This window comes from Acidobacteriota bacterium, assembly GCA_016195325.1.
Classification (GTDB): Bacteria; Acidobacteriota; Polarisedimenticolia; order JACPZX01; family JACPZX01; genus JACPZX01.
Window position 1 is genome coordinate 1 of record JACPZX010000084.1, and the last position, 20,501, is coordinate 20,501.

At 70.1% G+C, this 20,501-nt stretch carries 19 protein-coding genes; 9 read left to right on the plus strand and 10 right to left on the minus strand.

Going from position 1 to position 20,501, the window contains the following annotated elements; translation table 11 throughout:
• From HY049_15405 to HY049_15450, 10 genes are all read right to left on the minus strand, one after another.
• Positions 1–266 (minus strand): hypothetical protein (locus HY049_15405; GenBank protein ID MBI3450286.1); only part of this gene is annotated, 266 nt, incomplete at its 3' end.
• Positions 263–1,084: a benzoyl-CoA reductase subunit D gene (gene bcrD / locus HY049_15410; GenBank protein ID MBI3450287.1), complete on the minus strand. Its 822-nt coding sequence runs from the start codon at positions 1,082–1,084 to the stop codon at positions 263–265. The genes HY049_15405 and bcrD, both read right to left, overlap by 4 nt.
• Entirely contained in the window at positions 1,081–2,421 is a 1,341-nt protein-coding gene (locus HY049_15415) for a benzoyl-CoA reductase subunit A (GenBank protein ID MBI3450288.1), read from the minus strand. The genes bcrD and HY049_15415 overlap by 4 nt, the downstream gene beginning before the upstream one ends.
• Positions 2,418–3,710 (minus strand): benzoyl-CoA reductase subunit B, encoded by a 1,293-nt coding sequence (gene bcrB / locus HY049_15420; GenBank protein MBI3450289.1) that lies wholly within the window; start codon positions 3,708–3,710, stop codon positions 2,418–2,420. Before bcrB ends, HY049_15415 begins: the two co-directional genes overlap by 4 nt.
• Entirely contained in the window at positions 3,707–4,867 is a 1,161-nt protein-coding gene (gene bcrC / locus HY049_15425; protein ID MBI3450290.1) for a benzoyl-CoA reductase subunit C, read from the minus strand. The genes bcrB and bcrC overlap by 4 nt, the downstream gene beginning before the upstream one ends.
• Before the next feature lie 3 nt (positions 4,868–4,870).
• The gene (gene had / locus HY049_15430) at positions 4,871–5,974 is read right to left on the minus strand and encodes a 6-hydroxycyclohex-1-ene-1-carbonyl-CoA dehydrogenase (GenBank protein MBI3450291.1); all 1,104 of its coding nucleotides are present in this window, start codon (positions 5,972–5,974) and stop codon (positions 4,871–4,873) included.
• A gap of 16 nt (positions 5,975–5,990) precedes the next feature.
• A complete protein-coding gene (fabG, locus tag HY049_15435; protein ID MBI3450292.1) occupies positions 5,991–6,728 on the minus strand; it encodes a 3-oxoacyl-ACP reductase FabG in 738 nt (245 codons plus the stop codon).
• Complete coding sequence (locus HY049_15440; GenBank protein MBI3450293.1) at positions 6,725–7,774, minus strand: enoyl-CoA hydratase/isomerase family protein; 1,050 nt, start codon at positions 7,772–7,774, stop codon at positions 6,725–6,727. The genes fabG and HY049_15440 overlap by 4 nt, the downstream gene beginning before the upstream one ends.
• The gene (locus HY049_15445; protein MBI3450294.1) at positions 7,771–9,168 is read right to left on the minus strand and encodes a tryptophanase; all 1,398 of its coding nucleotides are present in this window, start codon (positions 9,166–9,168) and stop codon (positions 7,771–7,773) included. Before HY049_15445 ends, HY049_15440 begins: the two co-directional genes overlap by 4 nt.
• A complete protein-coding gene (locus HY049_15450) occupies positions 9,165–9,506 on the minus strand; it encodes a molybdopterin-guanine dinucleotide biosynthesis protein MobB (protein ID MBI3450295.1) in 342 nt (113 codons plus the stop codon). The genes HY049_15445 and HY049_15450 overlap by 4 nt, the downstream gene beginning before the upstream one ends.
• Before the next feature lie 116 nt (positions 9,507–9,622).
• Here HY049_15450 and HY049_15455 point away from each other — a divergent pair, with 116 nt between their 5' ends.
• From HY049_15455 to HY049_15495, 9 genes are all read left to right on the plus strand, one after another.
• The gene (locus HY049_15455; protein ID MBI3450296.1) at positions 9,623–10,708 is read left to right on the plus strand and encodes a hypothetical protein; all 1,086 of its coding nucleotides are present in this window, start codon (positions 9,623–9,625) and stop codon (positions 10,706–10,708) included.
• The gene (locus tag HY049_15460) at positions 10,678–11,259 is read left to right on the plus strand and encodes a VCBS repeat-containing protein (protein ID MBI3450297.1); all 582 of its coding nucleotides are present in this window, start codon (positions 10,678–10,680) and stop codon (positions 11,257–11,259) included. Before HY049_15455 ends, HY049_15460 begins: the two co-directional genes overlap by 31 nt.
• 211 nt (positions 11,260–11,470) lie before the next feature.
• Positions 11,471–13,564 carry a discoidin domain-containing protein gene (locus HY049_15465; GenBank protein MBI3450298.1) on the plus strand — a complete coding sequence of 698 codons (2,094 nt, stop codon included), beginning with the start codon at positions 11,471–11,473 and terminating at the stop codon, positions 13,562–13,564.
• Positions 13,561–14,691, plus strand: a complete 1,131-nt coding sequence (locus HY049_15470; protein MBI3450299.1) for a hypothetical protein — start codon at positions 13,561–13,563, stop codon at positions 14,689–14,691. Before HY049_15465 ends, HY049_15470 begins: the two co-directional genes overlap by 4 nt.
• Positions 14,688–16,448: a peptidyl-prolyl cis-trans isomerase gene (locus HY049_15475; GenBank protein ID MBI3450300.1), complete on the plus strand. Its 1,761-nt coding sequence runs from the start codon at positions 14,688–14,690 to the stop codon at positions 16,446–16,448. Before HY049_15470 ends, HY049_15475 begins: the two co-directional genes overlap by 4 nt.
• A gap of 2 nt (positions 16,449–16,450) precedes the next feature.
• Positions 16,451–17,482 carry a hypothetical protein gene (locus tag HY049_15480; protein ID MBI3450301.1) on the plus strand — a complete coding sequence of 344 codons (1,032 nt, stop codon included), beginning with the start codon at positions 16,451–16,453 and terminating at the stop codon, positions 17,480–17,482.
• A gap of 210 nt (positions 17,483–17,692) precedes the next feature.
• Complete coding sequence (locus HY049_15485; protein ID MBI3450302.1) at positions 17,693–18,751, plus strand: hypothetical protein; 1,059 nt, start codon at positions 17,693–17,695, stop codon at positions 18,749–18,751.
• Positions 18,752–18,844: 93 nt separating this feature from the next.
• The gene (locus tag HY049_15490) at positions 18,845–19,930 is read left to right on the plus strand and encodes a YncE family protein (GenBank protein ID MBI3450303.1); all 1,086 of its coding nucleotides are present in this window, start codon (positions 18,845–18,847) and stop codon (positions 19,928–19,930) included.
• Positions 19,927–20,493 (plus strand): hypothetical protein, encoded by a 567-nt coding sequence (locus HY049_15495; GenBank protein ID MBI3450304.1) that lies wholly within the window; start codon positions 19,927–19,929, stop codon positions 20,491–20,493. Before HY049_15490 ends, HY049_15495 begins: the two co-directional genes overlap by 4 nt.
• Positions 20,494–20,501 lie beyond the last annotated feature (8 nt).

Below are 20,501 nucleotides of genomic sequence, written 5' to 3' on the forward strand. Positions count from 1 at the left end.
CCGTAGAAGACGCTTCCCATCAGGAACCCGGCCACCGCCCCGTCGATCTCGGCGACGAGGGAGATCTTCACGCCGGTGTCCGTGAGGGCCGAGGCGATCTTGACCTCGAAGTACTTCCGGCGGGAGCGGCCGCCGATCTTCTCGTCGATGCGCGACACCGCGTCGAGATCGTCGGCCCGGAGCGCACGGACGAGGACGTCGTCGGTGTCGAGGACGCCCGGGGGATTGTCCGGCGCGGTCGTTCGCGGACCTCGGTTCGTGCTCATGCGGACTCCTTCAAACGCTCGTGGCGCCAGGCCCCCCAGATGGCGGCGCCGATCGCCCCCGCATGGGCCGACTGCGGGTGCGCCGCGATGGTGATCGAGAGCTTTTGCGAGGCGATCTCCTCCCTCAGGGCCGCGACGAGGCCGACGTCGGCGGCGAGGCCCCCGGTGGCGAGCACCTCGCCGGATATCCCCGCGGCCCCGAGAAGCCGGGCGAAGCGCCCCGCCATCGAGAGATGGATCCCCTTGAGGATGTCGGCGGTCGCGATGCCGCGCGAGGCCATGTTGATGACGTCGGTCTCGGCGAGGACGGCGCAGACGCCGCTGACCCTCTCGGGCTTCGCGGCCGTCGTGGAGAGGCGGCCCACCTCGTCGAGCGTCACGCCGAGATACCGGGCGATGTTCTCGAGGAACTGCCCGGAGCCGGAGGCGCACTGGCTCGTCATCCGGTAGTCGAGAACCCGGCCGCGGCCGTCGATGCGGATCGCCCGCGCGTGGAGCGCCCCCATGTCGAGGGCCGCCCGCGCGCCTCCCGCCAGGTGCAGCGCGCCGCGCGCGTGCGCGGTCATGCTGTAGAAGTGGCCGCGCCGGAACTCGACGATCTCCCCCTCGCCGGTGGTCGCGACGTAGGCGATCCGATCGGCGCTCACCTCCGCGGCGCGCAGCGCCTCCTCCCACACGAGGGCGACGACCGCGCGGGTGTCGCGCCGGCGGATGCGCCCCTCCGAGGTCCCGAGGATCTTCGCGCCGCCCGGTCCCGCGGCGACGACGGCGCACTTCACCGCGCTGGTTCCGACGTCGATCCCCGCCGCGAGCGTCACGACGCGGCTCCCGGTGCGGAGGAGGCGGTCGCGTCGGCCGCGCGCCTCGCGAAGAGGGCGGCCCCGAGCGCCCCGGTGAAGATCGAGTCGGCCGAGACGTTCATCGGGACCTCGCCGTAGTTCTCGCGCACGAGGCCGGCGAGGGCGTCGACGGCCGCGGGGTTCTTCGCGACCCCGCCCGTGAAGGTGAACTCCGATCGGATGCCGCCGCTCCGCGCGAGGAGCGCCATCGCCCTCAGGATGATCGCGCGGTGGAGGCCCAACAGGATGTCCTCTCGCTTCTGTCCCATCGTGAGGCGATCGCGGATCTCGGCCCCCGCGAAGACGGTGCAGGTGCTGCTGATCTTGACGGAGCGCGTGGCGGTCTGCGCGAGGGGGCCCAGCTCGTGGAGCCCGAGGTTCAGCTCGTCGGCGATGTATCCGAGGTACCGGCCGCACCCGGCCGCGCACCGATCGTTCATCTGGAACGACGTGACGATCCCGGCGTCGTCGATCTGGATCGCCTTGGTGTCCTGCCCGCCGATGTCGAGGACCGTCGCCGTTCCGGGGAAGAGAGTGTGCGCGCCGAGGCCGTGGCAGAGGATCTCGAAACGGATCTGTTCCTTCGGAAAGGGGAGGCGCGCGCGGCCGTAGCCGGTGCCGACCGTGAGCTCGACTTCGAGATCCTCGCCGGCCGTCGCGGCGACGACGGACCTGAGCCGCGATTCCTCGCGGCGGTCGGCCGGCGGCGATTCCCGCAGCGCCCGATCGAGGGCGCGGTCGATGTGCCTTCGGAAATTCTCCTCGGGGGTGCGGTTCTCGACGGCGAGTATCGACTTGTCGAAGAGCCCGGCCAGCGTCTCGAACGGGATCCCATGCGCCGGCGCGGCCTTCTCGGCGAGCGAGAGGTACGTCCCGCCCGCGAGATCGCGGAAGAAGTCGGAGCGCTTCTTCGCGCCTCGGGCGAACGCCTGGCCCGCCCCCTCCTTCATCGAGTCGAAGATCCCCTCGACGGTCCCGCGAAGCCCGGGCGCGCCGCCGCTTCCCTGAAGCCTCTCGGCCGCCCCGAGCGTGGCCTCGCGGAGCTGCGCGAGCTGGTCGAGGTGCTGCTCGAGGCGGAAGCAGCGCGTGAGGTGATCGACGAAGGATTCCGCCCCCGCCCCCGCCGGCGTCGCGAGGGCGCGCCTCACGAGCGTGAAGCGGGCGTCGATCAGGGCCTCGTTCTGCGCGATCGCGCAGGCGGCGTCGTAGTTGTTGCGGCTGTTCGTGATGCCGCGTCCCAGGATGCGGCCGAGCGGGTCGAGCGCGACCGCCTTGGTCGTCGTGGACCCGAGGTCGATCCCCACCGCGCACTTCACGCGGCGCCCCGCTTCCCGCCGCGCTTCTGCTCGATCATCTGGAGGTACGACTCGATCCGGTTCTTGATGTTGGCGGCGGAGAAGTACCGCGGGTCGACGAGGTCCGACTCGATGAACCCCCCGGCGAGGCCGGTGCGCTTCTCGAGCTCGCGGAGGATGAGGAGCTGGCCGGCGGAGAAGGAGTTGCAGCTCTTGACCGAGTGGATGAGGAAGCCGTCGGCCCCGTACTCGCGCACGTACCGCTCGATGAGATCGATGCGCGAAGGGAGGTTCAGATTGGTGTAGCACCCCATGCAGTAGCGGGCGAGGGAGTCGAGGGGGCGCTCGGGGTCGTGCCGGAAGCCGCCATCGTAGAGGCCCCCGACCTTCGTGTACGTCGAGGCGACGAAGACCGCCCCCTCCGAGCTGAACATCCTCCAGAAGTCCCGGAACGACGTCCAGTTGGGCGGCCCCTCGACGACCAGCCTGTACTTCTGTTCCCCCATGGGGCCGTCGGGGGTGATCGGCCCCTCGCCGGCCGCGACGCGCTGCTCCACCTCGGAGCGCAGCGCGGCGTAGTACCTCACCGCGTCGTCGCTCCCCCTGAAGGCGCTGAAGATCGGGCCGATGTAGAAGACGCCGCCGAAGTACGCGTCGATCGGGGCCGGCCGGCGCTTCGCCGACTCGAGGACCGCGACGAAGTCGTCCTCGGCGCGCGACGAGAGGGCGAGGCGGCGCGAGAGCTCCGACATGTCGAGCTTCCTCCCGGCGACCTTCTCCATCAGCGGGATGACGCTGGTGCGGAGCTGATCGAGGATGTAGGCGATCATCGCGCCGGTGATCTCGCCGTCCCCCTGGTACGGGACGTGGAGCATCGCGACGGGGCAGTCGTACTCCTGCTTCAGGAGCTCGAACCACTTCATGAAGGTGAAGCAGCCGGTGTAAGAAAGCAGCAGGAGGTCCGGCTTCGGGAGGGGCTCTCCCGTGGGGCCGAGGTTGCCCGCCTTCGACATCCCGATGTCGCACTTCACGTACGTGCAGACGTCCTCGGAGTGGCCGATCTTCTCGGCCCGGTTGATGAAGTCGGCCGACTTCTTCCGCATCGCCGACTGCAGCGCGTTGATCTCCGGGAGCACGGGAAGGAACCCGAGCGAGGAGATGAGCTCGGTGAGGTTTCCCGGGACGAAGGTGTAGACGACGGGCCGCCCCTCCGCCTTCGCCCGCGCCAGCCTCGTGTAGTGATCCGCGAGCAGCTCCTTTTGAAGCAACATACTGGGCTCTTTCGACGCTTCGGCATCCCTGGGGTTCATGGCTCGCTCCAGAGTCTTATCGAGTCGGAAAACGTTCCCGCCTGCTCGCGGATCGCCTGGAACTGGCCCGTGTCCTCGGAGAACTTGAACGACGTGTGGGCGATGCCGGCCCGATCGAGCGCTGTCTTGAGCATCGGCTCCTCGAGGAGGGCGGGATCGCAGAACGACGCCGCGCAGAAGATCACCCCTTCCGCCCGCGCGTCGCGCGCCTTCCGGACCAGCCACGCGCCCTTCTCCTCCCGCGCGGCGTACTTGCTCGCCGTGGGGAGGCTCCGGTGGACGAAGGCTGCGGCCAGGGCCTCGATGGGATCGCCTTCCACGGGGACGTCCTCCGTGATGAAGCGGTTCCCCAGGATCAGATCGTCGTCGACGATGTCGCACCCCGCGCGCTCGAGCGTCTTCAGGAGCGCCACGGGGGGCTGCTCGCAGAACGAGCCGGTCACGACGACGCGGCTGTTGTCGAGAGGACGGCGATCGACGCGCGCGGCGGCCGCGAGGTACTCCTCGAGGAGAGCCGTGTGCTCCTCGACGGGGAGGACGTTGCCTGCGCGGAGGACCGCGTAGGCCTCGGAGGCGGGGGCCCGATGAGGCGCCTGCCGCCGCAGGGCGTAGACCTCGCGCACGCGGCGCCTGTTGAGGTTGTAGGCCTCGAGGCTCGCACGCAGCGCGTCCGGTGTGATCTTCCTCCCCGACAGCCTCTCGAGATCCGACCGGATCGACTCCATCTCGTGCCGGTACCAACCCTCGGCGAGCGCGGCGTCGTCGGTCTGCGGGAAGTCGAAGTAGCGCACGTAGAGATCGGGGAAGAGGATCTTCCACATCCCCGAGAGGTTGCGGATGACGTCGCAGATCGAGGGGAAGACGACGCCGTCGAGGGGGGCGAGCCTTCCCGACACCCCCATCTCGATCGTGGACCTCGGGATGTGGCAGATGTACGACTGGAAGTAGGCGTCGCCGCGGATGATCTCCAGGCGATCCCCTCCTCCCATCAACCCCACGGGGAGCATTCCCGCCGCGTGGACTATTTCGCGCGGGATGAAGATCGGCATGAAGCCGATCGCCCGGCGCGAAGGCTCATGGGACTTGAAGCGGCGGACGCTCGTGAGGTCGAGGTCGAAGGCGATCTCCTCGGCGCGGGCGAGAATCGTCTCGAGCATCCCTCAGCTCCTTCCCGGGGTCGCCGCGGCGTCGGGGACCAGCACGGCGCGCCGCGAGATCTTCCCGGCGTGGAACTCCTCGAGGACCTGCTGGATCGTGGAGAGGGGGCGCCGCTCGACGAACGGGCCGAGGGCCACGCGCCCGTCGAGGACCAGCGCGAGCGCCTCGGGATACCGCTCGGGGAGGCACCCCCAGTTGCCGGAGGCGGTGGCGTCGAAGGCCATCAGGTTGCTGAGCCTCACCGCGACGTCGGCGGGCGCGTACCCCACGACCGACAGGTGCGCCCCGTACGTCAGGAGCCTGAAGGCCAGATCCTGTCCCGCCGGCGTCCCCGACGTCTCGAAGATCTTCCACTCCGTCTCGGGGAGGCCCCGCTCCCCGGCGAAATCGCGGATCGACCGGCGGATCCCCTTCGCGTCGGCGTCGCGCGCGCCGAGCGTGAGGGAGGCTCCGTGCGGGCGCAGGCGTTCGAGGCGGGCCGGATCGACGTCGATCGCGGCGACCGTGGCGCCGAGCGCGGCGGCGATCTGCACCCCGAACCCTCCCACCCCTCCCGCGCCCACGAAGATCGCGAGATCCCCCTTCGCGAGGCCGCTGCGCACGACGGCCTGGTACGCCGTCGTGAAGGCGTCGGCGAGGACGGCAAGATCGGCGAGCTCGATCTTCGCCGCGCCCACCGGCCGCCCGGGCTCCCATCCGGGGACGTGACAGAGGCCGCGCGCGGGGACGGCGACGTGCGACGCGAAGCCTCCATGGATGTCGTTGCCGAGGAAGACCTGGCGGCGGCAGATCGAGCCGCGCCCCTTCAGGCACAGCGCGCACGCGCCGCAGGGGATGACGGCCGGCACGATCACCGCGCGGCCGATCCACGGTTCGCCTCCGGGTCCGCCCGCGGCGACGACCCGGCCGCTCACCTCGTGGCCGAGCGTGAGCGGCAGCGGGTGGTTCGTCCGCACGGCGCCGTGAAGGAAGCCGAGATCCGTGTGGCACACCCCGCAGCCGGCGACCTCGACCAGGACGTCGTCGGCCGCGAGCGCCGGGGCGTCCAGCTCGACGCGGCAGAGCGGGGGGGCGCGCGCCCGCATCTCGTACCGGACGATCTTCATCGGCTCCTTCCCGGCCTCAGACGTTCTGGCCGCCGTCGACCTGGATCACTTGGCCCGTGATGTACCCGGCGCGCGCCGAGCAGAGAAAGCCGACCGCCGCCGCGACGTCCTCCGGCTCGCCGAGCCGGCCGAGGGCGCTCTCGCGCCGCGCCGCCTCGACGTGCTCGTCCGCCATCTTCGCGGTGAGGCCGGTGCGGATGAACCCCGGGGCGACCGCGTTCACGGTGATGCCGCGAGGCCCCAGCTCGCGCGCCAGCGTCATGGTCAGGCCGACGAGGCCGGCCTTCGAGGCGGAGTAGTTGGCGAGGCCGAACTTGCCGCGCAGGCCGTTGATGGAGGAGATGAAGACGATGCGCCCTTCCGCGCGCTCCCGCATCCCGGTCACGACGGCCCGGGCGAAGGTGAAGGCGCCCGTGAGGTTGACGTCGAGGACCTCGCGCCACTCCTCCTCGGTCATCCTCCAGCTCGCGCGATCGCGGCTGATCCCCGCGCAGGCGACGAGGACCGAGATGGGGCCGAGGGAGGCTTCGATCTCGCGGACCGCGCTCTCCGCCGCGGCGAAGCTCCGGACGTCGGCCTTCACGAATCGGTGGGGGCGACCCTCGACGTCGAGGGCGCTCAGCGCGCCGGCAGCCGGCTCGGCCGCGTCGACGACGCCGACCGGATGCCCCGCGCGCGCGAGCTCGTGCGCGACGGCGAGGCCGATCCCTCCTGCGCCCCCGGTGACGATCGCCGAGCCCGCTCCGGTCGTCACGCCTCGACCCGCGCGCCGCAGGATCCGCAGAACGAGAAGCCCGAGGGAAGCGCGGTGGCGCCGCACTTCGGGCACGCCGCCGAGTACGCTCCCCACGGAAACTCGGGTGAACCTCCCTCCGCGGCCTCGGCCCGGAGCTCCCGGTAGCGCGGGGGGCGCTTCTCCACGAACGCGCGCATCCCCTCGAGCGGCTCGCGGCAGGCGAAGTGGATCGAGAGCCAGTCCTGGGCGTGGCCGATCGTCTGGTGCCAGGTGAACTCCTTGAGGAAGCTCGCCTGCCGCTTCGTGTACCTCAAACACTCGGGGAACGTGTCGATGAGCCGCTCGCACAGGGCGTCGATCCGCCGATCGAGGGGGGCGAGGTCGAGGGCGAAGCCGTCGCGCCGCCTCCGGGCCGATTCGATCTGGTCGGGCGTCGCGTCCGGCAGGAGCGTCCCGTTCCCGGTGACGGAGGGGATGCGCTCGTTGACGAGCCCCCACTCGACCGCCTGCCGCGCGCTGACGGGCTCGCCCAGCATCAGCATGGCCCGCGCCCGCTTGTCGCCGACGGCGAGGGGGAGCCACTGCGTGGCCCCGCCCGCTGCGACGCTCCCGACGTGGACGCCGACCTGCTTCATGAAGGCGTGATCCGCGGCGACGGTGAGATCGCAGGCGAGCTGGGACTCGTTCCCGCCGCCCACCGCCATCCCGTTCAGCCGCGCGATCACGGGCTTGCCGCAGTTGAGGATCGACTCGAGGTAGGCGCGGAAGATGGCCATGTACTTGAAGTAGTCGTGCGGCCTTCGGAGGTACGTTTCCTCATACTCCTTCACGTCGCCGCCCGTGCAGAAAGCGCGGTCCCCCGCGCCGGTGAGGACGACGACGGCGACGCGATCGTCAAGCGAGGCGTCGGTGAACGCGGCGACCAGCTCGGTCAGGGTCCCGGTCGTGTACGCGTTGTAGCTCTTCGGCCGGTTGATGGTGATCGTCGCGCGGGCGTCGCGCTTCTCGTAGAGGATCTCCTGGAACTCGAACGAGGCCGCGGGACGGGGCTCGAGCGGGCTCATGACGCGATCTCCCGTGTCGCCGCGCGCGCGGCGAATCGAGCGGTGAAGTGGCGAAGGACGGCGGGCTGCTCGACGAGGGCGAGCCCCGCCAGGCGGGGCGCCGCGGAGGCGATCTCGCCCATCGCCTCGACCACGTAGTCGACGTGGCTCTGCGTGTAGACGCGGCGCGGGATCGCGAGCCTCACCAGATCGAGCGGCACCTTCGTCTCCACGCCGCTCACGGGGTCCCGGCGGCCGAACATCACCTGCCCGGTCTCCACCGCCCGGATGCCGGCGTGCCGGTACATCTCGCACACCAGCGCCTGCCCCGGGTAGTCGAGCGGATCGATGTGCGGCAGGAAGGCACGGGCGTCCACGTAGATGGCGTGCCCCCCGGGGGGGCGCACGGTCGGAATTCCCAGGTGGTGGAGGGCATCGCCCAGATAGCGGACCGAGGCCACGCGGTACTGGAGGTAGTCGGGCTCGAGCGCCTCCATGAGCCCCACGGCGACGGCGTCGAGATCGCGCCCCGCCATCCCGCCGTAGGTGGGGAACCCCTCGGTCAGGATCAGAAGGTCCTTCTCCAGCGAGGCGAGGCGGTCGTCGTTCGTCGCGAGGAAGCCGCCGATGTTCGCCAGGCCGTCCTTCTTCGCGCTCATCGTGCACCCGTCGGCGCACGCGAAGATCTCGCGCGCGATCTCGAGGGGGGAGCGGTCCGCGTACCCCGGCTCCCGCTCGCGGATGAACCAGGCGTTCTCGGCGAAGCGGCAGGCGTCGATGTAGAAGGGGATGCCGTGGCGCGAGAGGATCTCCCGGGCGCCGCGGATGTTCTGGAGCGAGACGGGCTGGCCGCCGCCGGCGTTGTTGGTGATGGTGATCATCGCGAGCGGGATCCGATCGGGGCCCACCTCGCGGATCAGCTTCTCGAGCCGTCCGAGGTCCATGTTCCCCTTGAAGGGATGCTCGACGGCCGGGTGCGTCCCTTCCGGGATCAGGAGATCCACCGCCTCGCCGCCGCACGCCTCGATGTTCGCGCGCGTCGTGTCGAAGTGCGTGTTGCCGGGGATCACGTCTCCCTTGCGGCAGAGGACCGAGAAGAGGATGCGCTCGGCCGCGCGCCCCTGGTGCGTCGGGAGGATGTTCCTGAAGCCGAAGATCGATTTCACGCTCGCCTCGAAGCGCTCGAAGCTCGAGGAGCAGGCGTACGCCTCGTCCGCCTCCATCATCGCGGCCCACTGCGCGGAGCTCATGGCCGCGGTGCCGCTGTCGGTGAGGAGATCGATGAGGACGTCGCGCGCCGGGATCCGGAATGGATTGCATCCGGCGCGCTCGAGGATCCCCTCGCGCTGGGCGCGCGTGGTGATCCAGATCGGCTCGACCGACTTGATCTTGAACGGCTCGATGATCGTGTTCATCGCACCCCCGCGGGCGTCGGGTGGACGGTGCCGGGCGCGCACGCCGCCGCCCGGCGTGGCCGAAGCCCGAGAGACTCAAGCAAGAACTCCGCCAGCGCCCCGGCCTCCGCTGGCCCCCGAACCTCGACGCACGGGGCATGGGAGCGCGTGAACCCCTCGGCGAGGACGAGATCTGCGCGGGGAAAGAGGATGAGAGCGAGGGACCTCGGGTTGGGCTCCTCGAATTCGGGATCGAGCCCCTGGAGATCCCCGAGGAAGGCCACGCGTCCGGCGCCCACGACTGCGACATCTGGCGCACCGGCCTCCGCCATGCGCCACGAGTCCTTGCGGTGTCTCATGCGCTCCATGTTCGGGCGGCGCCGGGATGGGAGCTATGACCACCGTCATATGACCGCGGTCATACGCGGGGAGCGCGGCGCGGCCGTAACTTCCGCCCGCGTTGCCGGAGGCGCCCATGCTGCCCGCGTCCGATCTTCCCCCCCATCAGAAGCGCACGATCCGGGAGTGGAGGGCTTCCCTCCTGGCGGCGGTCTCGGGACTCTTTCTTTTCGAGAGCCTCTCGGGTTTTCTGATCTGGCTCGCGCCCTTCAGCGTGACGAACCAGTTCATGGTCCTCGTCCACACCGCGGCCGGCGTCGCGTTCGCGGCGCCGTTCCTGTGGTACACGGTGCGGCACTACCTGCTCGTGCGCGGCCAGCCGATGAACCACGTGAAGCTCATCGGCTGGTCGTCGGCCCTCGCGATGCTCGCGTGCGCGGCGAGCGGCGCCGTCGTCACGTGGCAGGCGGCATTCGGCACGCGCCTCGGGTACGCGTGGGACCAGGTCCACCTCGTCAGCTCGATCGCCTCCCTCGTCTTCGTCGGGCTTCACGCCGGCGTCCTGATCGCGCGGAACCGCAGGGTCTCGGACGCGATCCGCGCGCTCTACCGGCGGGCGCAGCTCCGCGCCGGCGCGGCCGTCATGGCCTGGGCGGCGGCCGCGGTGGTCGCGGCCGTCGTCCCCGCCGCGCTCTACCGCGCCCCGGATCTCTCGTGGCGGCTCCCGGCGGACTACTCGTACAAGTACGGGCCGAACCCGTTCGCCCCGAGCCTCGCGAGGACTTCGACGGGCGGCGCGCTCCACCCGAAGTCCCTCTCGGGATCCGCCTCGTGCGGCCGCTCCGGATGCCACGAGCAGATCTACGACGAGTGGCTGCCGAGCGCGCACCGCTACGCGTCGATGGACCCGGCCTTCCAGGTCGTGCAGGGCGTCATGGCGAAGAACGAGGGGGCGGAGTCGACGCGCTACTGCGGCGGCTGCCACGATCCGATCGCCCTCTTCTCCGGGATGAAGAACATCTACACCGACGATCTGTCGTTCGAGGGGGCGCAGGAGGGGGTCTCCTGCGTCTCCTCGCCCTTCTCGCGGCCCGTCGCGGAGAGGAGGGGGCCGCGGCCGGGCAGCTCGCCGCGACGCTCGGGAAATTCCTCGCGGACAGGCCGCGCCTCATCGCCCTCTCGGAGGGGGACGTGCGCGAGAGCGAGGGGGCCGGGCGCCTGACGCCTCCCGCGCGCGAGATCCTCCCGGCCGCCGAGATCCTCTGGCTTCTGATGCGCTCGGGCGCGGTCGCGGAGTCGACGCTCCCGCAGGCGATCCGGGATCTCGCCGCCTCGCCCCTCGAAGTCGAGCCGAGAGGGCGCCCCCCCCTCTTCCGGCCGCGGCCGGAGGCGGAGGCCCCGGCGGCGGGGGGCGATCGGGTCGTGCAGTTCGATTTCGATCGCGACGGCGTCACCGATCGTCTGATCGCCGGGCCGACCGACGCAGCCGAGTCGGCCGCCTGGATCCTCACCGGAAAGATCTTCTGCGGCGAGCGGGCCGCGCGCGCCGAGCGCGGTTTGGGGGAGGGACGCTTCGAGCCGTGGCACGCCGGGGGGCCGCCGGCTGCCTGCCTCCCCTCGGGCCACCTCTCCGCGGCGGACGTCGACGGCGATGCGAATCCCGACCTGCGCCTCCAGCCGGACGATGCCGACCCCGCGCGCCTCGAGCCGGAGATCCGTCTCCTTGCCGGAAGCACGCGGTGGACTGTCGCCGCGGCCCCGGCCCCCCACTAGTAATATGTAGGGCCCCTTGCTGCGCCAAATCTCGCAGCTCGCGGGATAATCCCGGCCCATTCACCCACGCTCCGCTGTAAACCCACTCAAACACGAGCCTTGTCCGCTGTTGAGGGTGGCACACGCGCTGCAAAACTCGATGGCGGGACGGAATCGGTGGTGACCCACTCCTCCCGCCCGCATCGAAGGGGGCGGCGGTTCTCGAGGATGAATGCATCTGCGACGGCTGTGGCTTGTGTTCGGGGTGTGCGTGTTGGGGGCGAGCGCCGTCTCGGCGCAGACCCTGAACGGCCGCATCCGCGAGACCTTTCAGCGGATCGATACCGACGGCGTCGTCCTGGGGAACGTCCTGCAGGACTATCAGATCGGCTTCAGAAACCACGTCACCCAGACCGTCTGGTGGGAGGCGAGGTTCCACGCCCTCATCGACGGCTTCGATCAGAGCGGCGCCCCCCCCACCGACATGCAGACCTTCGAGCCCTTCTTCCAGATCGTCTATGAGGGTTCGAGCTGGCAGCTCAGCGGCGGGATGAGGGCCACCGAGACGGGGCCGAAGGGAGGGATCTCCACCGTCCCGAACCAGCAGCGCCGCGACTCGTTCGGGCGCGCGCAGTGGTCGGTGGAAGGGCTCCCGACGGTCAACTGGCTCGTGACGGACACCTCCGTCACGAAGGAGGACGTCAGGCTCTCGAACGAGAGCCGGTCGCTCCTGACGGCCTCGCAGGGTCTCAGGAGCTCCCACTGGGGGCTCAGCCTGGAGAACCGCTGGTTCGAGGACCCGAACATCGATTTCCGCCGCGATTCGTACGAGATCACGGGAAACGGCGACACGCACCGCTCGTTTCTCGCAGGCCGCCTGTCGTTCAGCGCGCAGGGGACGGCGGCGCAGGGGCGCATCGTCGATCGGACCTCGGGCACGGTCACCGTCGACGTCCAGCGGCGCCCGCGCGCAGGACTCTTCGCGATAGATCCGACCCCCGACGTGGGCCAGCTCCCCGACGCCCCGGCGCTCGTCGACGGCGATCTCACGGCCGGCGCCGCCGATCTCGACGCCGACTTCCGAAACTTCGGCTTCGACTTCGGCTTCCCGCAGAAGGTGGACTCGATCTTCGTCTACGTGGAGAGGACGCTCCTCCCGGGGCACGAGCAGGACTACTTCTGGGAGGTCTACACGAGCACGGACGGGATCTTCTGGGCGATCCACTCGGGGGCGCAGCTCGGCGTCTTCAACACGGTGCGCAACCGCTTCGAGATCCGCTTCCCCCTCGTCCCGGCGAACGTGCGCTACGTGAAGATCGTGAACCTCTCCCACAGCGTCAACGAGCCGCCGCTGGCGGTGACGGAGATCGAGGCGTTCGGGCAGGAGCTGCGGACCGGACAGGACGTGACGCGCACCGAGCAGCAGAGCGGGAACCTCAGCGTCCTCTACAAGGCCTCCCCGCACGTCGACGTCACGTTCAACTCCTTCGGCAACCGGCAGGGGATCGAGGAGGACGGCCTTCGGCCGGCGCGGAACAGCGATCTGAACAACACCCTCGCCACGACCCTCCGCCGGGGGGTGACGATGACGACGGTCAGCCTCCAGGCGATCGAGCGCGACTCCACCGACGTGACGGCGGAGAGCGATCGGATTGTCGCGGCGACGTTCGCGGCCACGCCGGTGTCGAGCCTGGATCTCTCCATCTCCGGGCAGCACCGCCGCAACACCTCGGAGGGAGATCTCCTCGCACGGCAGGATCTCGTCAGCGTCCGCGCGGCCGCGCGCTTCCTCCACAACACCGAGGCCTCGGTGGACCTCTCGTACTTCAGGCAGGACGCCCCCCAGGTCAACCTCGACACCGTGCGCCGTTCGGCGAACTTCACGCTCGCCTCGACGCTTCGCCCGTCGCTGGTCTTCACGGGGAACTACCTGATCGATCGGCAGGAATTGAGCGGCGTCTTCTCCGGGGCGCCGGGGAGGACCGACCTCTACCTCGCCTCGCGCCTCACCTGGCGCCCCACGCGCGTCTTCGGCGGCGGCATCGGCTACCTGTACCAGAGGATAGGGGAGAGGACGGGGGAGACGCAGATGTACGACGTCGACTGGCTCCCGTTCCCCGGCGGGAGCCTCCAGGTCGAGCTGAGCAAGCACCAGGACAGACAGTCCCTCCAGGGGGGGCTCCGGGATCAGAACCGCGCGGCGGTCCGATGGAACATGAACCCGCGCACCCAGATCGAGCTCTCGTACTCGATCATCCGGCAGGGGATCCAGCCCCAGATCCAGAGGCAGGAGATCTCGACCATCTTCCTGGAGTGGCGGCTGTGATCTCGCGTCGGATCGGCGCCTTCGCGCTCGCCTGCCTCGTCGCCGCGGGGGCCGCCTCCGGCGCCGAGGCGCCCCGGCGCCTGCTGGTGATCCCGTTCGCGGGGCGGGGCGCTCCCGAAGGCGCGTGGAAGGAACTCTGGCCCGTGCTGTCGGCGGCGCTTCGGGGGCAGGGGTTCGACATCGTCGAGATGAGCGCCGTCGAAGAGGAGATGCGGATTCACCGCCTTCGGGATCCCTCGATCCTCTCGCACGAGGAGATCGCGGCCCTCGCCGTCGCGCTCAAGGCCGACAGGGTGATCCTGGGGAGCCTCTACCGGCTCGACGGCGGCGGCGAGCCGACGATCAGCTTCTCGGGGCGGGTCATCCAGCCCGATCGCCTGGAGATCGAGGCGATCAGCGCGACGATGCTCGACGGAAAGTCGCTCCGGCGCGCGCTCGGGATGGGGGGGCCCGTCACCAGGGCGCGAGTCCTCGAGGAGGCCTCGCGCCGGTTCACCGCCTCGCTCGTCGCGGGCCTCGCCGGCGCTTCCTCCGCGGAGGAGCTCAAGGCCCTTCTTCGCGGCGGGTCCCTCGCCCCCGCTCCCGCCTCCTACCTCGCGCCGGGGATCGGTGATCGCCGCATCCACCGGATCACGATCCTTCCGTTCCGCAACCAGACGAAGCACGTCGGCGCGGGACAGACGGCCGCGGAGATGTTCGCCTGGTGCCTGCAGGCCTCCGGACAGGTCTCCCTGGTGGACTCCGGCGACGCCACCCGCCGCCTCCTTCTCCGGGGCTGGCACGCCGGCCTGCCGGTGGGGCGCGCGGAGGTGGTCGCTCTGCGGGACGACCCCGGCGTGGACGCCGTCCTGATGGGGACCGTGGATCGCTGGGAGGTGAGCGACCAGGGCGCCGCGATCCCCCCGGAGATCTCGTTCACGGTCCGCCTCCTCGACGCCGCAACGGGGGAGATCCTCTGGGCCGCCGAGCACGAGAGGAGCGGCGACGAGACCTCGACGATCTACGGCATCGGCAGCGCCACGCTCGCGGAGTCACTTCTCGCCCGATCCGCCTTCGAGGTCCTCGAGCCGCTCCTGAAAGGGATGAAGACCAAGACGAACGACTCAAGAGGAGACGCCCGCCCATGAGACCGACAACGCCCGTCCTCGCGACCACCCTCCGGGACATCATCCTCCTCCTGACATTCGCCGCGGCGGCCGCGGCTCCGGCCCCCGCCCTCGCGCAGCACGGCGGGCAGGGGAGGGCCGCGAAGCCCGCCCCTCCGGCTCCCCCCAGCGAGGAGGCCAGGCGCCTCACCGTCGCGGTCGTCAACGGAGAGCCCATCACGCTCGCGGATCTCCAGGAGTCGTTCGGCCAGCGCCACTCGGGGCACGGCGGGCTCCTCGCGGGAGGGGAGATCATCCGCGAGATCGTCGACAAGGCCGTCGAGGAGAAGCTCCTCGTGCAGGAGGGACGCCGGATGGGCATCGCCGACGAGCCGGCGTTCAGGAAGGAGCTGGAGATCTACCGGGATCTCCAGATGCTCGAGGCGCTCGAGGAGGTCGCGATCAACAAGGCCGCGGAGCCGAGCCCCGCCGAGGTGAAAGCCGCCTACGACCTCCTTCCGAGGCAGATCCACCTTCTCGTCATCGAGACGCGCGATCGCGCGAAGGCCGGCGAGGTCTTCGGGCGCGTCCGCATCGGCGAGGACTTCGAGGGGGTCGCGCGGCAGCTGTCCGTGCATCGCAGCCGGACGCGCGGCGGAGACATGGGCTGGGTCACCTGGGGAACGCTCGATGCGGCGACGGAGGAGGCGGCTCTCAGAGCCCCCGTCGGCCAGGTCGGCGGGCCGATCGCCGTGGACGACGGATTCCTCGTCTTCAAGGTGATCGAGGAGAGGAAGGGGACTCCCCCCGAGCTCGCCAAGGTCCAGGATCAGATCCGCGCCATCCTCGCGGGGCGCGCCAAGGAGAGAAAGCGCGCGGAGCTCCTCGCCTCGATCCGCCGGGCGCACCCGCCCACCGAGGACGCCGCCGCGGTGCGAAAGCTCCTCGCCGCGGATCCCGCCGACTCGAAGAGCCCGGCCGATCCCCTCGACGAGGCCGTCCTGATGAAGACCGCCACGGGGCTCTCGGTGGCGGCCGGCTACGTCAGGGGGCGGGCGGCCGAGAGTCACCTGACCCTCGCGGCCGCCTGGGAATCGTCGCGCGACGACTCGCTGCTGATCGACGAGGCGAGGCGCCGCCTGTCCAACGACCCAGAGATTCGTCGCAGCGTCAAGCTGCACACCGAGGAGCTGATACGCCGCGAGGTCGAGAGATCGGCCGTGCTGAAGGACATCCAGATCGGCGATGCCGACGTGAGAGCCTTCTACGACAAGGACCCCAACGCCTTCGCTCCGCCCACCTCGTACCGGATGCGCCACATCGTCCTCGCCACGCAGCCGGAGGCGGAGGAGGTGAGGCGGCAGCTTCTTGCCGGGGCCGACTTCGCGTCGCTCGCGAAGGAGAGATCGATCGACGCGAGCACCGCCGGGGCGGGGGGTGAGCTCGGCTGGAATCCGGGGCCCCTCTCGGCGTCGGGGCCGGCGGTCGAGAGAGGGATCCTCGCCCTCAAGGCGGGCGAGTCCAGCGACGTGATGCACACGACGCAGGGCTGGGCCGTGGTGCAGATGGTGGAGAAGCGCGCGGGAGCGGCGCCTCCCTTCGAGAGCGTCAAGGACGAGGTTGCCAAGAGGCTGATCATCACGCGGCAGCGCGCCCTGAGGGAGTCGTTCGTCGCGAAATTGCGCAAGGTGTCGGTGATCACGGTCGATCAGAAGGCCGTCGCGAGGGCCATCGAGGTCCAGGACGAGATCGCCTCGAAGAAGCTGACGCCGGCCCCCGCCGCGCCGAGGAAAGGATGACGATGACGCGGCGCCTCCTTCCGCTCGCGCTGGCTCTCCTCCTCGGAGGCGTCGAGGTCAGGGGAGCTGCCGGCGCGCCGCCGGGGCCCGGGGCGCCGGGGTCGCCGCCGAGGCTCGACTACATCGGCGCGCTCCCCTTCGCTCTCGTGCTGGAGCACCTCGACGGGACGCGCCTGCAGGGCCCCCAGGGGATCTACTACGACGCCGCCCAGGACGAGCTGTTCGTCGCCGACTCGGGGAACGGTCTCATCGGGATCTTCGACGGGAACGGCGTCCCGAAGTTCACGTTCTCGACGGGGGGCCCGGGGTCCTTCCCGACCTCCCTCTTCACGGACCCGGGCGGGAACATCTACGTCCTGAAGCCGGGAGCGCCAGTCGTCACCGTCTACTCCTACCGGGGGGAGCCGCTCCGCGAGATCGGCCCCGGGCCCGTGGAAGGGAAGAGCCCGGTCCTGGCGGGGATGGGCCTCGGGCCCGATGGGCGCCTCTACCTTCTCGACGGACCGGCCGGTCGCATCCTCGTGTGCAACCTCGACGGCTCTCTGGTGAGGGTCATCCGCGGCTCCGGAGAGGGAGGGCTCAGGCTCCAGGCTCCCCAGGACATCGCCTTCGACGCCGCCGGGAACCTCTACGTCTCCGACGTCCGCGGGCTTCCCGTCCAGGTCTACGATTCCACCGGCCGGTTTCTCCGCGGCTTCGGCAAGCGCGAGATGGGCCCCGAAAATTTCGCGATCCCTGCGGGGATCGCGATCGGCGCGGACGGTCGCGTGCTGATCGCCGACCCCGTCCGGCAGGACGTCAAGATCTTCGATCCCGACGGGCAGTACTACGACCGTCTCGGCGGAGCCTTCGGCCAGGCCCTCGGCGAGATGGCGTACCCGACCGACGTGGCGGCCGGCAAGGGGGGGCGCGTCTACGTCGTGGAGCGCGTGGGGCGCCGCGCGCAGATCCTCGACAGAATTCCGCTCAGCGATGCGCCACCTCGCACCCCTTCACAGCCCCGCCAGCCCGCAGCGCCTAAACCGGCACCCTAGGCCGAAGACTCGGACGCGTAACCCGCTCTGTCAGATGAGCTTCTTCAGCGCATGCGCCAAAGACGCGACAGTTGGGTCCTGTCTCACAATTCGAACCAAGTGGCACGATGGTTGCTGAATCCAGGGTGAATGAGGGAGACGCCAACGGGAAGTTCCAGAGCAATCGACAGCGCCGCGGGCGCTTTGAAGATATGAAGGGAGGAACTTCAGATGAGGATGCTCAGGGTAACCGTGATAGGGGCGCTGGCAGCCTGCCTCGTCCTGTTCATGGCAGGACCGGCCATGGCCGGGGATTACCACACACTGTCCACGCTCTATTGCAATGATTGCCATGTGATGCATGGCCAGCAGTCGCATGGGTACGCCTCCAATGGCACCGGCCTCTCGACGCCCATCGGCGGAGCGGCACCGTACGACTATCTGCTCCGCAACGAGCCGAACGAGCTCTGCTTGACCTGCCACAACGGATCCACCTTCGCCCCGGACGTCCTCGAGGCGAACACCGGGAGCGACATCCGCGAGGCCGGCGCGCTCAACGAGAGCGGCGCGGCTCCCTACTACACGGCAACGGGCCACACCCTCGGATCGACGGACGTCGCCCCGGGCGGCACGTGGAGCAACCCGACCGGACTGGAGTGCGTGAACTGCCACGGGCCGCATGGCGGCGCGACGGCCTACCGGAACCTCAGCTCGCGCGCGGGTCCAGGCGGCGCGACGGTTCCGACGTACGCGATCGGCGTCAACGACCCGAACAAGGACGTCTACGAGATCGTCTCCGGCGGCGCGACCCACTACGACATCTCGAACATCAACTACAACATGCCGAACGCCGCCGCCTCCAACATGGGCAAGTTCTGCAGCGTCTGCCACACCAACTTCTACGGTGCGGTCGGCGGCGCGCAGGTCGGCGGCACGGGCTCCCCGGCGGCCGGCTTCCACCGTCATCCCGCCGCGGGCGCGATCATCGGCTCGGGGACCGGCGGCCACTCCAGCAAGCCGGTCTTCGCGTGGGGACAGCGGGCCGGTGGACCGATCAAGGTCAACTGGGTCAAAGTCATGACCGCCACGGGAAACTGGACGCCGACCGATCCGACGGCAGCCGGATGGGACTACACTCCGTCCTGCTTCTCCTGCCACAAGTCGCACGGCAACCAGAACGCCTTCGGCCTGGTCTACATGAACCCCCTCGCCGGCTCGCAGACCGAGGAGGGGACGAACCCGGGGACGTACAGGAACCTGTGCAACCAGTGCCACTTTGAAGGGACCTGATCCTCTGGTTCCGGTTTTCTTCCGCTGAGTAGAATGGGGGAGACGAAGGGAAGTCCCGGAGTCTCCCCCTTTCTCTGTCCCTGGAGCCGCACCGTGCCCGCACCGTCCGCGCGTTCGCTCAGGGTCCTCGCGATCGCTCTCGCGCTCGTTCCGCTCGGTCTCGCCCTTTCTCCCGCGGCGCCCCCTCCCGCCTCCGCACAGGGTCCCGGGCCGGCCACCGCCGATCCGAACGCCGATCCGAACGAGCGCGCGGCGGCACAGCCCCCGGAGGCCGATCCTCACCGGCGCCGATCCACCATCTACGTCGCGAACCGCGGCTCGTCGGACGTGATGGCCTTCAGCCGCGATAGCAGCGAGCTGATCGCCACGATCCCCGTGGGGAAGGCCCCCTCGGGTCTCGCCGCGCGGCGCGACGGCGATCGGATCTTCGTCGCCAGCGCGGGAACCCACGCGGTGCAGGTCATCGACGGCGTGACGCGCAAGGTCCTCGACACCCTGAGCCTCACGCACGGCTCGGCCCCCGCCCACCTCGTCCTCTCTCCCGACGAGAGGACGCTCTGGGTCGCGGGGACGGGCACCGACACCGTCTACGCGATCGACGCGGGGAGCCTGCAGCAGATCGCGGAGATCGAGGTCGGGAGGGGGCCCACGCGCCTCGCCGTGTCGCCCGACGGGAGGAGGGTCTACGCCCTATGCACGCAGGCCGGGCGCCTGTCCATGATCGACGCCACCGATCCGAGACGGCCGCGCGTGATCGCGTCGCCTTCCGTCGGATCCCTCCCCGGCGATCTGGCGGTCGATCCGGTGCGCGGCACCGTCTACGTCGTGCACCCGGGCGCGCCCGTCCTTCACGCGGTCGAGGAGGGGGCGGTCGAGTCGAAGGAGATCGGGATCGAGTCGCCGATCGATTCGGTCGCCGCCGACGGCCCGTCGCGGCGCCTCCTCCTCGCCAGCTCGATCACGGGGCGCATCCTCCTGATGTCGCCGTTCACGGCCGCGTCCACCAAGATCATTCCCGTCTCCGACGTCACCCGGTTCGTCATCGACCCGGAGGGGAGGAATCTGTATGCTCTCAGCCCGAATCGGGGCGTTCTGATCACCGTCAATCGCATCGTCGGGAGCGTCGATCGCGAAGTGAAAGCGGGGAAGGAACCGTGGGATCTCGTGCTCATTCCGTGACCGGGACGGCGCTCGCGCTGATCGCCCTGGCGGCCCTGCCGTCCGCCGGCTGCGCGCACCACGCCACCACCTTCGTCAACCCGCAAGCCGACTTCAGCCTCATCCGGCGGGTGGCGGTCCTCCCTCTCGAGAATCTCGCCCAGGATCAGACCGCCGCGGAGAAGATCCGCCAGCTCCTCATCATCGAGCTCCTCTCGTCGGGAAGCGTCGAGGTGCTCGACGTCGGCGAGGTGGGGCGCGCGCTGGCCGCCGCGAAGGTCGTGAACGCCGTCTCCCCGGGAACGGAGGAGGTCCAGAGACTCGGCAAGGAGCTCGCCGTCCAGGGAGTCGTCGCCGGGAGCGTGCAGGAGTTCTCCCAGGTGAGGACCTCCGGCGCGTCCAACACGTCGGTCTCCCTCGTCTTCCGGATGATCGAGACCGACACGGGGCAGGTGATCTGGTCGACCGCGATCTCCCAGAGCGGCGTCGGCGCGTCGGCGCGCCTCTTCGGCGTCGGAGGGGCGAGCGCCACCGAGCGGGCCCGCGATCTCATCCGGGAGGCCCTGAAGACTCTGATCCAGTGACACCGCGA